The 15,335-nt window shown below is 67.5% G+C and carries 8 protein-coding genes; all 8 read right to left on the bottom strand.

Annotated features, from left to right (window positions below; genetic code table 11):
• Positions 1 to 9: 9 nt before the first annotated feature.
• Positions 10 to 2,196, bottom strand: coding sequence for a 1,4-alpha-glucan branching protein GlgB (gene glgB, locus L2Y94_RS08330; protein ID WP_425602445.1), 2,187 nt, complete (start codon positions 2,194 to 2,196; stop codon positions 10 to 12).
• Positions 2,193 to 5,510 (bottom strand): maltose alpha-D-glucosyltransferase, encoded by a 3,318-nt coding sequence (gene treS, locus L2Y94_RS08325; protein WP_247374281.1) that lies wholly within the window; start codon positions 5,508 to 5,510, stop codon positions 2,193 to 2,195. Before treS ends, glgB begins: the two co-directional genes overlap by 4 nt.
• Before the next feature lie 4 nt (positions 5,511 to 5,514).
• On the bottom strand, positions 5,515 to 8,787 hold the full coding sequence (locus L2Y94_RS08320; RefSeq protein WP_247374279.1) for a maltotransferase domain-containing protein: 3,273 nt from the start codon (positions 8,785 to 8,787) through the stop codon (positions 5,515 to 5,517).
• 272 nt (positions 8,788 to 9,059) lie between these two features.
• Entirely contained in the window at positions 9,060 to 9,689 is a 630-nt protein-coding gene (locus tag L2Y94_RS08315) for an FMN-binding negative transcriptional regulator (protein WP_247374277.1), read from the bottom strand.
• 2 nt (positions 9,690 to 9,691) lie between these two features.
• Positions 9,692 to 10,675 (bottom strand): cell division protein ZipA, encoded by a 984-nt coding sequence (zipA, locus tag L2Y94_RS08310; RefSeq protein ID WP_247374275.1) that lies wholly within the window; start codon positions 10,673 to 10,675, stop codon positions 9,692 to 9,694.
• A gap of 309 nt (positions 10,676 to 10,984) precedes the next feature.
• Entirely contained in the window at positions 10,985 to 14,485 is a 3,501-nt protein-coding gene (gene smc, locus L2Y94_RS08305) for a chromosome segregation protein SMC (RefSeq protein WP_247374273.1), read from the bottom strand.
• 264 nt (positions 14,486 to 14,749) lie between these two features.
• Positions 14,750 to 15,013, bottom strand: a complete 264-nt coding sequence (locus L2Y94_RS08300; RefSeq protein ID WP_247374271.1) for a BolA family protein — start codon at positions 15,011 to 15,013, stop codon at positions 14,750 to 14,752.
• The gene (locus L2Y94_RS08295; protein ID WP_247374270.1) at positions 15,010 to 15,309 is read right to left on the bottom strand and encodes a YciI family protein; all 300 of its coding nucleotides are present in this window, start codon (positions 15,307 to 15,309) and stop codon (positions 15,010 to 15,012) included. The genes L2Y94_RS08300 and L2Y94_RS08295 overlap by 4 nt, the downstream gene beginning before the upstream one ends.
• Positions 15,310 to 15,335: the final 26 nt, after the last annotated feature.

Genomic DNA, 15,335 nt, shown 5'->3' with positions numbered 1-15,335 from the left:
TGTTCCTCTTCAGTCGGCGATGAAAATCACCGTGGACAACGGCGGCAGGCTGATCACGAGCGACTGGTCGAACCCGTGCGCCGGCACGGCCTGCGCATGGCGTTCGCCCTCGTTGCCCACGCCGGAGCCGCCATAGTCCACGGCATCGGAATTGACGGCCTCGCGCCAGCGCCCCGGCTCGGGCACACCGACACGAAAACCGTGACGAGGCGTGGGCGTCATGTTCGAGATGACCAGCGCCGGGCGCTCCCCGTCGGCGAATCGCAGCCAGGCGAACACGCTCTGCGCCGCATCGTCGCCGATGACCCAACGAAAACCGCGCGGGTCGGCGTCCATCGCGTGCAACGCCGGGGTCGAGGCATAGAGGCGGTTGAGATCGCGCACCAGCTTCTGCACGCCCAGGTGCAGCGGACGGTCGAGCAGCTCCCAGGCGATCTGCGCGTCGTGGTTCCACTCGTGCGGCTGGGCGATCTCACCCCCGGTGAACAGAAGCTTCTTGCCGGGATGGCCCCACATGAACCCGTAGTAGGCGCGCAGGTTGGCGAAGCGCTGCCATTCGTCGCCCGGCATGCGGCCGAGCAGCGACCGCTTGCCATGCACCACCTCGTCGTGGGAGAGCGGCAGCACGTACTTTTCCGAGTACGCGTAGACCATGCTGAAGGTCATCTCGCCATGGTGCCAGCGGCGGTGGACGGGATCGCGCGACATGTATTCGAGCGAGTCGTGCATCCACCCCATGTTCCACTTGAAGGTGAAACCCAGGCCACCCTCCTCGACGGGACGCGTCACGCCCGGCCACGCCGTGGACTCCTCGGCAATGGTCATGCAATCGGGGTGGCGTTCGGCCACGAGCGCATTCACGCGCCGAAGGAAGGCGATCGATTCGAGGTTCTCGCGACCGCCATACATGTTGGGCACCCATTCGCCCGCCTTGCGCGAATAGTCGCGGTACAGCATCGAGGCGACGGCATCCACGCGCAGGCCGTCGACGTGGAAGCGTTCCAGCCAGGCCAGGGCGCTGGCGACGAGGAAGGCCGACACCTCGTTGCGCCCGAGGTTGTAGATCAGCGTGTTCCAGTCCTGGTGAAAGCCTTCCCGAGGGTCCGCGTGCTCGTACAGCGGCGTGCCGTCGAAGTGCGCCAGTCCATGGATGTCGGTCGGGAAATGCGCGGGCACCCAGTCCACGATGACGCCGATGCCGGCCTCGTGGCAGCGGTCGACGAAACGGGCGAAAGCCTCCGGTGTGCCGAAGCGCGATGTCGGCGCGAACTGGCCCAGCGGCTGGTATCCCCACGAACCGCCGAACGGATGCTCGGAGACGGGCAGCAGTTCGACGTGGGTGAAGCCCATGCCCGCCAGGTAGGGAATCAGCCGTTCGCCCAGCTCGTCCCAGTGCAACTCGCGACCGTCCGGCCCACGCAGCCAAGAACCGGCATGGATCTCGTAGATGGACAACGGCGACCCGGCATGATGCAGCGCGCCGCGACGGCGCATCCACTCGTCGTCGGTCCAGCGGAACGCCTCCGGATCGGCCACGATCGAGGCGGTGGCCGGCGGCAGTTCGGCCGCGAGCGCCACGGGATCGGCGCGCTGGGTGAGCGAACCGTCCGCGCCCCATATCTCGTACTTGTAGCGGGCGCCCGGCAGCAGGCCGGGGACGAAAAGCTCCCATACGCCCGCCGGTACGCGCTTGCGCATCGGATGACGGCGGCCGTCCCAGCTGTCGAAGTCGCCGACCACGCTCACGCGCTGGGCGTTGGGCGCCCAGACGGCGAAACGCACGCCGTGCACGCCGTCGACGGTGACCGGATGCGCTCCCAGGCAACGGAACAGTTCGATGTGCGTGCCGTCGGAAAGGCGTCGCAGGTCCTCGTCGCCGAGCAGCATGCCGAACGCATAGGGATCGTGAGTATCGTGCATGGCCGCGGGCCAGTGGACACGCAGTCGATAATCGCCCTCGCCGTCGAGAAAACCGGCGAAGAGATCCTGCGGATGCACGCGATCGAGCGTGGACAGGACGCGGCCTTGCGCATCGATGAGTTCGACGGCGTCGGCACCGGGTTGCAGCGCACGGACCACGCGGCGCCCGTCGACGGCGTGCGGCCCCAGCAGGGCGAAGGGATCGCCGTGCCGACCGTGGACGAGCGCGTCGACGGCATCGGCATCGGTCAATCCATAGGAGCGCGGATCGATCACGTTTCCTCCTTCAGCGCCACGGCCGCTTCGCCGCGCGCGGCGTGGAGCAGGCCACGCAGCGGCACGTCGAGCCAGCCCGGCCGGTTGGCGGCTTCGTAGGTGATTTCGTAGGCGGCTTTCTCGATCACGAAGAGTTCGAGCAACGGCATGAAGGCGCCGTCCGAGACCCAACGCACCGGAGCCCGTTCCAGCACGCGCCGATACGCCTCGACGAACACGCGCGACGCCCGCTCGCGGAATCGGACGAGGTAGTCGCCGAAGCCCGGGTCCTCGACCGGCGCGAGGCCGTCCTCGCCGCGACGCGCCATGGCCGCCGCGTAGTCGAGCGAACGCAGGAACCCGGCGACGTCGCGCAACGGCGTGTTCTTGCCGCGACGCTCTTCCAGCGTACGCGCCGGCTCGCCCTCGAAATCGATGATGTACGCGTCGTCCTGCACGACGAGGATCTGGCCCAGGTGGAAATCGCCGTGGGTACGCGTGGCCAGCATGCCCTCGCCCGCCTTGGCCAGCCGGCCCACGTGATCGTCGAGCGCCCCGGCGAGGCCGCGCAGGGCTTCGACGTCGGCGGCCAGTTCCTCGGGCATGTCCCGCGTGCTGTCCACGGCGAGCAGGGCGCGCCCGACTTGCGCGCGAACGCCGTCGCGCCATGCCCGCGTCGCCTCGCCGGACACCTTCTCGGGTGAAAAGGCGGGCAGGTCCGACGGCTTCGCCAGCACCGCATGCAATTCACCCAGCCGCGTGCCGACGGCCGCCGCGAACGCGTCGTACCCGCCCTCGATTTCCGCGCGACGCTCGTCGTCGGGCGAATGGCTGTATTCGTCGTAGCTGCGCCTCAGGAAGTCGAGCGTCCAGCGCCAGGCGTCACCCTGGTTGCGCAGGAAGCCCAGCAGCACGGCCAGCGTCGTGCGCTCGCCATGTTCGCCCACGCGAACCACCTCGCCCATCAGCGGCGCGGTGTTGGCGTAGCCGTTCTCGGTGAGGAAACGGCCCATCTCCACTTCGGGGTTGATGCCCGCCGATACGCGACGGAACAGTTTGACGACACCCGCATCGTGCGCGATCAGCGAACTGTTGGACTGCTCCGACGACAGCCAGCGGTTCTCGATGGACGGATCGAACGCCACGCCTTCGAAAGCGGCCGTGGTCTCGAAGCGCACCACGCTATTGCCGGCCTTGAGCTCCACGTGGTCGCGCAGGCCGGTAAGCAGGCCGTTGACGAAGGCGTCGAGCGCGAAACCGTCGGTGAGGATACCGATGCGGCGCCCACGGCGCACGCGCGCGAGGGTGACCTGTTGCTGGCGGGCGTTGGGCGTCTCGTCTTCCCAGACGATGCCCACGGGGAGGCTATAGCGTTCCTTGCCGCCGTCGCCGAGCGTCGCCTCGATCTCGGTGAACACGAGGTCGTCGCTGCGATCGGGCCAAGGCACCGCGTGCACCACCTTGACGCTGTCGATGCCCCGGTCCTTCGACGCGAACCAGCGGCGCACCGAGAGGTATCCGGGCAGCACCTGTTTCTCGATCACGCCGCGGTGATGTTCCATCACCGGACCTTCGACGAGGGCGCCGCGCAGCACGAGCGTTTCGTAATCCGGCAGCGGCTCGGCGGGCTGCTCGTGCCACTCGGGCATCTGCGCGTTGGGGCAGAGCTGGAAGGCGTAGAAGCCGAACGGCGGCACGGTGAGCAGGTAAGGCAACTGCCCCACCGGCGGGAACGAGGTACCACCGATGATCTCGACCGGCACCTGCCCGTCGAACGCCGCCAGGTCCAGCTCCACGGCCTGCAGGCTGCGCGACATGTTGGCCACGCACAGCACGTGCTCATCGCCGAACTCGCGCAGGTAGGCCAGCACCTTGCGGTTGCCCGGGTAGAGGAATTTGAGCGAGCCGCGCCCGAAGGCCTTGTAGCGTTTGCGCACGGCGAGCATGCGGCGCGTCCAGTTGAGCAGCGAGTACGGATCGCGCTGCTGCGCCTCGACGTTGATCGCCTGGAAACCGTAAAGCGGATCCATGATCGGCGGCAGCACGAGACTGGCCGGATCGGCGCGGGAAAAACCGCCGTTACGGTCCACCGACCACTGCATCGGCGTGCGCACGCCGTCGCGGTCGCCGAGGTGGATGTTGTCGCCCATGCCGATCTCGTCGCCGTAATAGAGCACGGGCGTGCCGGGCATCGTGAGCAGCATCGCGTTCATCAGTTCGATGCGGCGACGGTCGCGTTCGAGCAGCGGCGCCAGGCGCCGGCGGATGCCGAGGTTGATGCGGGCGCGACGATCGGCGGCGTAGGTCTGCCACAGGTAGTCGCGCTCGTTGTCGGTGACCATCTCCAACGTCAGTTCGTCGTGGTTGCGCAGGAAGATCGCCCACTGGCAGTTCTCCGGGATCGCCGGGGTCTGCCGCATGATGTCGGTGATGGGAAAGCGGTCTTCGCGCGCGATGGCCATGTACATGCGCGGCATCAGCGGAAAATGGAACGCCATGTGGCACTCGTCGCCGTTGCCGAAGTAGTCCTGCGTGTCTTCCGGCCATTGGTTGGCCTCGGCCAGCAGCATGCGGTCGGGGTAGTGCTGGTCGATCTCGGCACGCATCAGCTTGAGAATCTGATGCGTCTCGGGCAGGTTCTCGTTGTTGGTGCCCTCGCGCTCGATCAGGTAGGGCACGGCATCGAGGCGCAGGCCGTCCACGCCGATGTCGAGCCAGAAACGCATCACCTCCAGCACGGCCTTCAGCACGGCAGGGTTGTCGAAGTTGAGGTCGGGCTGGTGCGAGAAGAAGCGGTGCCAGAAATACTGGCCGGCCACCGGGTCCCAGGTCCAGTTCGACTTCTCGGTATCGAGGAAGATGATGCGCGTGCCGTCGTAGGCCTGGTCGGTATCCGACCACACGTAGAAATCGCGCGCGGCCGAGCCCTTCTTCGCATGGCGCGCTTTCTGGAACCACGGGTGCTGATCGGAGGTGTGGTTGATGACCAGCTCGGTGATCACGCGCAGGCCGCGCTTGTGCGCTTCGGCGATGAAGCGCTTCGCGTCGGCGAGCTTGCCGTAATCCTCGTGCACCGCCTTGTATTCGGCGATGTCGTAGCCGTCGTCCCGGCGCGGGCTGGGATAGAACGGCAGCAGCCAAAGGGTGTTCACGCCGAGGTCGGCGATGTAGTCGAGCTTGTCGATCAGGCCCTGGAAGTCGCCCACGCCGTCGTCGTTCGAATCGAAGTACGACTTGACGTGTACCTGGTAGATGATCGCGTCCTTGTACCAGAGCGGATCGCTGGAGAAATCCGGCGCCGTGGCGCGCTTCTTTGCCTTGCCGCGTGTTGCCATGTGGTCAGACTCCGGGTAACCGTACCTGCCAGATCGCGTAGGGCTGGCCGAGGCCGAGCCACACGTTCTGGGTTGCGCCGCGCCATGCGACGGGGCGTGCGTGGAGAAGATCGCGGACGTCGAGCGAGGCATCCGGAGGAAGGCCCCAGTCGTCCAACGGGAGGGTGAGGTCGGCGGCCTGCGCGTTGTGGGGATCCATGCTGATCGCCACGAGCACGAGGTCGTCGCCCGCGCGTTTTTCGAAGAACAGCACCTGGTCGTTGTTCGCGGGCAGGAAGCGCACGCCCAGGTGGGTCTGCAGCGCGGGATGCGCGCGGCGGATGCGGTTGAGCTGGGTGATCTCGGCGACGATGTTGCCCGGCGCGTCGAAGTCGCGCACGCGGATCTCGTACTTCTCCGAATCGAGGTATTCCTCCTTGCCCGGCATCGGCGCGGATTCGCAGATCTCGAAACCCGAGTACATGCCCCACAGGCCCGAAAGCGTGGTCGCCAGCGCCGTGCGGATGAGGAAGCCCGGTCGGCCCGAGGTCTGCAGGAAGTACGGATCGATATCCGGCGTATTGACGAAGAAGTTGGGCCGGAAGAAATCCTTCGGCGGCGTGGTGGTCAGCTCGGTGAGGTAGTCGATCAACTCCCGCTTGGAGTTGCGCCAGGTGAAGTAGGTATACGACTGGCTGAAGCCCACCTTGGCCAGTCGGTACATGGGCTTGGGCCGCGTGAACGCTTCGGAGAGGAACAGCGTATCGGGGTACTTTGCCCGCACCTGGGCGATCATCCACTCCCAGAACGGAAACGGCTTGGTATGCGGGTTGTCGACCCGGAAGGTACGCACGCCCTCACCCGCCCAGAACAGCACCACGTCGCACAGGGCCTGCCACAACGAGGGCACCGAACCGTCGGCGTAGAAATCCACGTTGACGATGTCCTGGTATTTCTTCGGCGGGTTTTCCGCGTACTTGATGCTGCCATCCGGACGCCAGTCGAACCATTCCGGGTGTTCCTTCAGCCACGGATGGTCCGGCGAGCACTGGATGGCGAAGTCGAGCGCCAGCTCAAGGCCGTGTTCGTGAGCCGCATCGCGCAGGGCGCGGAAATCGTCCAGCGTGCCCAATTGCGGATGGATGGCATCGTGCCCGCCGTCGGGGGAGCCGATGGCGTACGGGCTGCCGGGGTCGTCCGGGCCGGGTGTCAGCGTATTGTTGGGCCCCTTTCGGAAGGCTTTGCCGATGGGATGGATCGGCGGGAAATAGAGCACGTCGAAGCCCATGTCGCGGATCGCCGGAAGGCGCGCGATGGTGTTGCGGAAGGTGCCGTGCTTCTTCGGATCGTCCGTCATCGAACGCGGGAACAGCTCGTACCAGCTCGCGAACATCGCCTCGCGCCGATCCACCTCGACGACGAAGGTGGCGCTGACGGTCGAACGTTCCCGCGGATCGGTGGCGCTCATCAACGCCACCGTGCTGTCGGCCAGGAGCAACTCGAGGCGCGCGTCGCCTTCGGCCTTCGAGACCGCCGCGGCGAGACCGCGCAGCGCCCGCGCCCTGGGACCGCTGGCATCCTTCGCACGCGCTTCGACCAGCAGCCGCCCCTCTTCCAGCTCCAGGTCGACGGCCACGCCGGCGGCGTGCTTGACCTCGAGTTCGTGGTGGTAGCTACCGAAGCGGTCGTGCCAGGCCTCGACGCGAAACTCGTAGCGGCCGATACGCGTAGGCGTGAAGGTGGCCGTGTGGATGTCGTTGTTGACCGGCGACATGACCGCCTCGCGCCAGCCCTTTTCGTCCTGCGCGCGATAGGACAGCCGTGCCGCGAGCACTTCGTGGCCGTCCATGAAGATGTCGGCGGTGACCGTGACCGGTTGGCCGACGATGCGCTTGGCGGGAAAACGTCCGCCGTCCACGGTCGGTTCCACGGCTTCGATCACCACGCGGGGCGACGCCGTGGCCGCTTGCATGGCCTCCTTGCGCGCCGTCGTGCCGAGCTTCTTCACCACCGGTCCCGTGGGCACGCCGGACAGGGTTATCACACCGCCAGGAGGCAGGGTCATGGCTTCGCCTTGATCGAAGTACTTGCGTCCGTCCGCGGCCGTCCACGCCGCGAAATGGCTCGCGGCGCCCGCCAGCGCGTCGGCCGCGCTCACGACCATGTCGCGGTCCAGCGAGGCGTTGACCAGCGTGAGCGTGGCGCGGCGCGCCGTGCGTGGATCCGCGCCGTCGACGGCGAATAGCGAGGTGACGCAGCCATGCGTGGCGATGAGGGGCACGCAGGACACGTCGTCGCCCATCCCACGATTCGCCGCGACGATCGCCTCGGACAGGTCGAGCGCGGCATGGGTCTTCCACTCGTCGGGCGTGGCGGGCGTGCCGCGCCGTGGATCGAGCGCATCGTGAATCGCGTATTCGAATCCCATCGGCATGAGCCATCCGGCAGGCGCGGTCGCCGCGAAGGCGATGGCCCGGCCGTAGGCATGTGCGAGCTGGTTCTCCTCGCCCAATTCGTCGCCGAGGCGGCGCGCGAATGGCGCTTCGACGCAGGCCATGGCGGGCGCCACCGCTTGCAGGCGCGCCGCCTCTTCGGCGAACCACGGAGAGCGGAAATCCCACCAGGCCGAGGAGTTGACCACGGCATCGAAGCCCGCGCCCTGCAAGGCGGCGATGTCGTCCGGCGTGCAGCCGGGCGTCCAGGCGACGAAACCCGTCGCGGGTGCCTCGGCGCGTACCGCGTCGATCAGGGTCTTCCACGTCGCCGCGCCCAGTCGCTGCGGATGTACGAGACGAAAACCTTCCACGCCGGCGGCGGTCCACCGACGCAAGCGGTCGATCCACCATGACGCGGCGGCATCGGCCACGGCCGGATCATTGAAGCGCCATCGCGCGCTATCGGATTCGGCCGGGGTCCAGCGCGGATCGGGCGTGCCGTGTTCGGCGGCGACGGGACGGAACCACTCCGGATGCTCGGTGCGCACCGTCGCATCGGACGCCAGTTCGTCGAGGGGAAGGTCCAGCCAGAAGGCCATGTCGCGCGCGCGGCAGGCCTTGGCGACCTGCGCCAGGCGCGTGACGGCGTCGCCGTCGGCGTCGAGCGCGGGATGCAGGCGGTCGAAGTCCCGCGTGACGAAGACGTCGCCGGCTTGCGAGGGCACGAAGGGCGGTGCCACGAGCAACTGGCGGAAGCCGAGCGACGCGGCATGGTCGATCCACGCGCTCCACCCCGTCATCGGTCCCGCCTGCAGCGGATGCAGGTAATAGATGCAAAAGGGCGCACGCATGCTTGCCGACATGTGACTCGTGTTCCTTGGGGAGTAAACACAAGCATGCCGGGCCTGATGTGTGCATCACGCCAACGCCCGGACACGCGGGGGAGCGGTCACAGTGACGCATCGGGGTGTTTCGGGAATGTGAAATCGATGCAGGCATAGCGGTTTTGCGTTTTGGAGCGCAAGACGCTGGGTTCCTGCCTTCGCAGGAACGACGTGAGGTCTTTTTTTCGTGCCTTTGAATCTAGCCATTCGTCGTTCCTGCGAAGGCAGGAACCCAGCGTCTTGAACGCACCTCAGACCCGCATCATGCCCTCGGCGATGGCTCGCTCGTCGTCCCCGCCCCTCTCCGCAAGAAGCTTGGCCGCACCGACACGATCTTCCACACTGCGGTTCTGCCCCAGCTTCCACTTGCCCTCGATCCGCGCGATCGGCAGTCGGATGCCGACGATGGCGCCGAGCATCGATTCGACGTAGTCGGCCGGCGCATCGGCGACCTGCCACGGCACGGACTGCTCGGCGGCCCTTTCGCTCTGGTCGGTCAACTTGCCGAGCAGGTCGAGCAACGCCGCGGGATCGGTGAAGGTTTCGGGTACGCCGTAAGCATGCACGGCGATGTAGTTCCACGTCGGCACTTCACGGCCATGCACCGCCTTGCCGGGGTAACCGTTGGGCGAAATGTACGCGTGCGGCCCCGCGAACATCGCGAGCGCCTCGCCCCCATGCCGCCAGACGTGGTCGTTGGGTCTGGCGACGTGCGCATAGAGGGTGCCGAGCGGGCCCTCGTCCGGCACCAGCACGAACGGCAGGTGCGTGGCCTCGATGGCGCCCTCGCCCGCCGTCACCAGCGCGCCGAAGGCGATCCCGCGGATCGCCTCGTGCAAGACGGGCAGGCGATCCTCGACGAAGGCGCGCGGCGTGTACACGGTTACGGGCCGAAGGTGATTTCTTCGCCCTCGTGGCCGCGATCCCACCCGCGCAGTTCGTCGCGGATGTGGGCGACGCGTTGCCGGCCAAGGGCGTTACGCTCCTCGTCGAGCACGAGGCCGTCGAGCAGTTCGGCCAGCCGCTGGGCCGTGGGCAGCATGGCGTCCCAGGCGTCGAGCGCGTTGATCGGGCCCGGCAGGGCCATGAAGAACGAGAGCCCGGGCGTCTGCATGGCGGCGACCCGCGACATGTCGAAATTGCCCGGCTTGACGAGGTTGGCCACGCTGAAGATCGGTCCCTTTTCCGGATGACCGTCGACCAGGCGGTGATAGATACCCATGTCGCCGAATTCCAGGCCGACCTTCTCGGCCGCCACGACGAGGTCGGAACCGCTGAACTTCAGGCCTTCGCGCGCCACCACGTAAAGGCTGACGATGCGTTCCACCGGCGTGTTCGGCCGGCGGCCCAGGTCGGAACGCGGCGGCGCCTTCGGCACGGGAGGGGGTGCGGGCGCCGGAGCCGGAGCCGGAGGTGCGACCGGCGCGGCCGCGACGGGCTCGTCGAGGTCGAAAGGCAGGTCGAGGTCGATGCTCGGCTCCTTGCGCTGCACCGGGCGCGGCGCGGGCTCGTCCGGCAGCACGGGCGAGGCCGAGGCCGTGCGCTCGCCGGCCAACGACGCGCCCAGGCGTTCGAGTTCGGCACGCAGGTCGACGTCGAGTTCGCCCTGCCTGGGCGAGGGATTGAAGAGAGGGTCGTTGGCGTCGTCGTCACGGGCCGAAAAAACCTCTTCGTCGGGTTCCCCGTCGTGGAACACCGGGTCGCGCCGTTCGCGCGGACGCTCGGGCTGCTCGGGCGCGGGCTTGCGGCGGCCCTGCTCCTTGCGCGGCTGGCCGAAGAGCCAGATCAGCACGAGGATGACGATGCCGACGAAGAGCATCGGGATGCCGACTGCCGGATTCCAGGCGAGGCCGATGGCTGGTGTCATGGGGATTCCTTGGGTAGTGCGGGGGGTGCGCTGAACAAGTTATCGCAAGCGCCATGACGTCAGGAAGGGCCGCCAAGGCCGTTGTGTCGCGCCGAGAAGGGTGGCCCCCTTTTCAAGCGGCACGACGGCCTTGACGGCCCTTCCTGACGTCACCCTATCTCTAATTATCTCTCGTGAGGGCCGAGCCTGTCTGTCCGCATCTCTTCGGTCCGTCGGCTCAACAGACGGCCAGTCTGCCTTCGCCGACGGCCCTGTGACCTGCGAACAGTCAGGCTCGGTGGCGCTTGCGATAACTTGTTCAGCGCACCCCTAAGCGACGCCGGCGAGCTTCGACGCTTCGGCCAGGTCGACCTGGACGAGGCGCGAGACGCCCGGTTCGCGCATGGTAACGCCACACAGCTGGTGCGCGGCCTCCATCGTGGCCTTGTTGTGGCTGACGAAGATGAACTGCACCTTCTCGCTCATCTCGCGCACCATCGCCGAGAAGCGGCCGACGTTGGCTTCGTCCAGCGGCGCGTCCACCTCGTCGAGCAGGCAGAACGGCGCGGGATTCAGGCCGAAGATGGCGAATACGAGCGATACCGCCGTGAGCGCCTTCTCGCCGCCGGAAAGCAGCGTGATGTTCGAAACGCGCTTGCCCGGCGGACGCGCCATGATGGCCACGCCGGTGTCGAGCAGGTCTTCGCCGGTGAGCTCGAGGTAGGCGTGGCCGCCGCCGAACAGGCGCGGGAAGAGTTCCTGCACGCCGGCGTTGACGCGGTCGAAGGTCTCCTTGAAGCGCTGGCGCGTTTCGCGGTCGATCTTCTTGATCGCGCCTTCCAGGGTTTCCATGGCACTGGTGAGGTCGGTCAGCTGCGCATCGAGGTATTCCTTGCGCTGCGACTGCTCGGCGTGTTCCTGGATGGCGGCCAGGTTCACCGGCTCCAGGCGGGCGATCTTCTGCGCCAGATCGGTGAGCTGCTGTTGCCAGTGGGCGGGCTCGGCGTCTTCCGCCAGCTCGGCCAGCAACGGCTCCAGTTCGAGCCCCGATGCGCTGATGGCCTGGGCGAGCTGTTCGGCGCGCAGTTGCAGGGCCTGGGCGGCGAGGCGCTTCTCCGATACGCTCTCGCGCACCTGGTTCATCACGTGCTCGATGCGCTGGCGCTCCTGCTCCAGGCGACGGAATTCGGCGTCGCAGTCTTCGACGGCGCGACGGGCGTCCACCAATTGCTTATCGACGAGCAGGCGCTGGTCGAGATAGGTCTGCCGCTCGGCCTCCAGTTCGACGATGGGATCGGAGCCGGCGGCGAGCTGTTCGTCGATCTCGTCCCGACGCGCGGTCACCTGGCGAAGCTGGGTGTCGAGGCGGGCCAGGGCCTGTTCCAGCGAGGTGAGCGCCGCGCGCTTGGAACCCAGGCCGAGTTCGAGCTGGTGGGCCTGGTCGGCGGCCTCGCGGGCATTGATGCGGGCTTCCTCGCGCGCCTCGAGCAGTTCACGACGCTCGTTCTCCAGTTCGCGGCGTTCGTCCTCGCGATCGCCCATGTGGCCCACGGCCTCGTCGAGGCGGGCGCGCGCTTCGCGGGTCTGGCCCTCGAGTTCGTCGAGCTGTTCGACGATGGCGGAAATCTCGCCGCCGATCTTCTCGGCACGGGCGCGCGCGGTTTCCATCTTGCCGCGGTGGCTCTGCAACTGGCCGGCCAGCTCGGAAAGGCGGCGATGCGCGGCATAGAGATCGCGCTGCGCGTCGTCGCGCTGGCGCTCGGTCTCGAACTTGCGCGTGCGCAATGCCTCGAGCGTTTCGGTGCCTTCCTCGATCGTGGCCTCGAGGGTTTCGATCTGTTCGGCGAGCTGGCGGATCTCGCGTTCGCGTGCCAGTACGCCCACCTGGTTGCCTTGCGCGCGCAACACGCGGGCCCAGCCCGGCCCCATCCATGCTCCGTCGCGGGTGATCACCGACTGGTGTTCGGACAGCGAGGCCACGCGCGAGGCGGCCTCCTCCACCGAATCGGCGACGAAGACGTTGCCGAGCAGGGCCACGGCGGCGGCCGGGCCGCGCACGTGCCCGGCCAGGGTGCCCGGGGCGCCCGGACCGCCCTGCGCGGACGCGAACAAGGCCACGTCGGCCTGGCCGAGGCCTTCGAATTCGGGAGCCAGCGCCGCCGGCGCATCGACGAGCACGCCGTCGAGCAGGCCGGACAGCACGGTTTCCACGGCCGATTCGTAACCGGCATCCACCTGCAGCGATTCGCCGAGTCGGCGCGCGCCGTCGAGGCCGAGGCGCTTGAGCCAGCCGGTGGCGGCCGATTCCTCCTGGCCGAGCGCGGCGGTCTGCAGGGCTTCCAGCGAGGCCTGGCGGCCACGCGCGGTCTGCAGTTGCTGGCGGGCGTCGTTGAGCGACGACTGCACCTGGCGCTCCTCGTCGAGCACGCGCTCATAGGCGACCTTATGCTGGTCGAGCACGGTGCCGAGCTGTTCGACGCGTTCGCGCTGGGTGTCGTGCTCGGTGTCGAGCTGTTCGGCGGCGGCATCCAGCGCGGCGACGTCGGTGGCGCGCTGTTCGGTTTCCAGCGTCTCGCGGCGTCGGGAAAGATCCACGGCCTGCCGGTCGAGGTACGCCAGCTTGGTGCGCTCCACTTCCGCCGCGCGCGTGGATTCGGAGGCACCGCGCGTGTGGGTATCCCAACGCTGCTGCCAATCGGCCATGCGCGATTCGGTGGCACGTTGCGACTCGGCGGTTTCGTCCTGGATCTGCTGCAGCGCCTCGAGCTTCGGCTCGCCTTCGGCCAGCGCCATGCGCAGGGTTTCCACCTGCTCGCGGTCCGTGGTGATGTGGCCGAGCAGCTCTTCGTACTCGCGCTCCGTGTCGGCACGGGCGCGGGTCAGGCGCTCGGCGAGGTCGCGGTTGTGGCGCACCTGCTGCTCGACGCGGGCGATCTCGGCGCCCACCTTGTAGACCTCGGCCTGCACCTGGTTCAGGTGTTCGCTGGCGCCCTGGTGACGCTCGCGCACGCTTTCCAGTTGGGCTTCGACCTGGCGCTGCGATGCGGTGTGTTTCTCGATCTCCAGCTCGGCCTCGCGCAGGCCGGAGCCTTCGCCCTGGCGCTGCCGGTCGAGCGTGCGGTATTCCAGCGCACGCAGCTCGGCCTCGCGACGGGTCTGCTCTTCCTTGAAGGCCTTCCAGCGCTCGGCGGCGCGGGCCTGGCGGTTGAGGTGATCGAGCTGCTTGTCCACCTCGTCGCGCACGTCGCGCACGCGGTCGAGGTTTTCGCGGGTGGACTTGATGCGACTTTCGGTTTCCTTGCGGCGCTCCTTGTATTTGGAGATGCCGGCGGCTTCTTCCAGGTGGGTGCGCAGCTCTTCGGGCGCCGCCTCGATGATCTGGCTGATCATGCCCTGCTCGATGATCGAGTAGGAACGCGGGCCCAGGCCCGTACCTAGGAACAGGTCGGTGATGTCGCGGCGGCGGCAGCGCGCGCCGTTGAGGAAATACGACGACTGGCCGTCGCGGCTCACCACGCGCTTGACCGAGATTTCGGCGAAGCTGGCGTATTCGCCCTGGATGGTAGCGTCGCTGTTGTCGAAGATGAGTTCCACCGCCGCCTGGCCCACGGGCTTGCGGGCGCTGGAGCCGGAGAAGATCACGTCGGTGAGCGAATCGCCACGCAGGCGACTGGCCGCCGACTCGCCCATGACCCAGCGGATGGCGTCGATGATGTTCGACTTGCCGCAACCGTTCGGACCGACGACGCCGGTCATGTTGGTGGGCAGGTGCAGCGTGGTCGGGTCCACGAAGGACTTGAATCCCGCCAGCTTGATGGTGGTCAGACGCATGTTTGATTCCGTTGGGACGCGGCCGTGGGCTCCGGTCGGGAGCCACCCCCTGGCAGATCGATCACTTTGCCAAAGGGGTCATTGAGGTGCAATACGCGAAACAACGCGAAAAAGGAAGGGTAAGCTTCTGATTGAACAAGGTCCACTAGCCGAAACGAGACCAGGGCCATTCGCCGATACGATCGGCTCCCACCCTTCGGTAGCGACGTCACCGCCTACCGGAGGTGTGGGAGCCGATCGTATCGGCGAATTCACGCGGAGCGATCACTCGCCCGGCGCCTTCGCCTCGATCGACAGCGCATGAATGCCGTCCGGCATCATGTCGCCCAAGGCCTGGTAGACCATCCGGTGCCGCTGGATCGGGTTCTTGCCGGCGAAGGCCGGACTGACGATGCGCGCGAAGAAATGCCCCCTGCCCTCGCCCGCGTGCCCCGCGTGCTTGTGGCCCTCGTCGATCACGTCCAGATCCACCGGGGCCAGGGCCTCGGTCAGCAGTCGGCGGATGCGCTCAACCTTCTCGACGGTCACGGCAGGGCCACGCGGAACGGCCGCACGGTGACGTCCCGATAGACGCCCGCCTCGACGTAGGGATCGGCATCGGCCCAGGCCTTGGCGGTGGCCAGGTCGGCGAATTCGGCCACGATCATGCTGCCGTCGAAACCGGCCTCACCCGGGTCTTCCGAATCGATGGCCGGAAACGGGCCGGCCAGCTTGAGCCGCCCCTCTTCGAGCAGGCCCTTCAGGCGGGCGATGTGCGCCGGACGGGCGGCAAGCCGCTTTTCCAGCGAATGCGGATGGTCGAGCGCGACGATGACGTAGTACATGGCTTGGGCTCCGGGGATGGCGAGGC

This window comes from Luteibacter aegosomatis, assembly GCF_023078455.1.
Taxonomy (GTDB): Bacteria; Pseudomonadota; Gammaproteobacteria; order Xanthomonadales; family Rhodanobacteraceae; genus Luteibacter; species Luteibacter aegosomatis.
The sequence above is the reverse complement of the archived record's forward strand: the minus strand, read 5'-3'. Positions and strand labels throughout refer to the sequence as shown.

Coding starts and splice junctions, on each gene's coding strand:
- treS (WP_247374281.1), bottom strand. CDS start 5,510: ATGGCAACACGCGGCAAGGCAAAGAAGCGCGCCACGGCGCCGGATTTC.
- smc (WP_247374273.1), bottom strand. CDS start 14,485: ATGCGTCTGACCACCATCAAGCTGGCGGGATTCAAGTCCTTCGTGGAC.
- L2Y94_RS08295 (WP_247374270.1), bottom strand. CDS start 15,309: ATGTACTACGTCATCGTCGCGCTCGACCATCCGCATTCGCTGGAAAAG.
- L2Y94_RS08320 (WP_247374279.1), bottom strand. CDS start 8,787: ATGTCGGCAAGCATGCGTGCGCCCTTTTGCATCTATTACCTGCATCCG.
- zipA (WP_247374275.1), bottom strand. CDS start 10,675: ATGACACCAGCCATCGGCCTCGCCTGGAATCCGGCAGTCGGCATCCCG.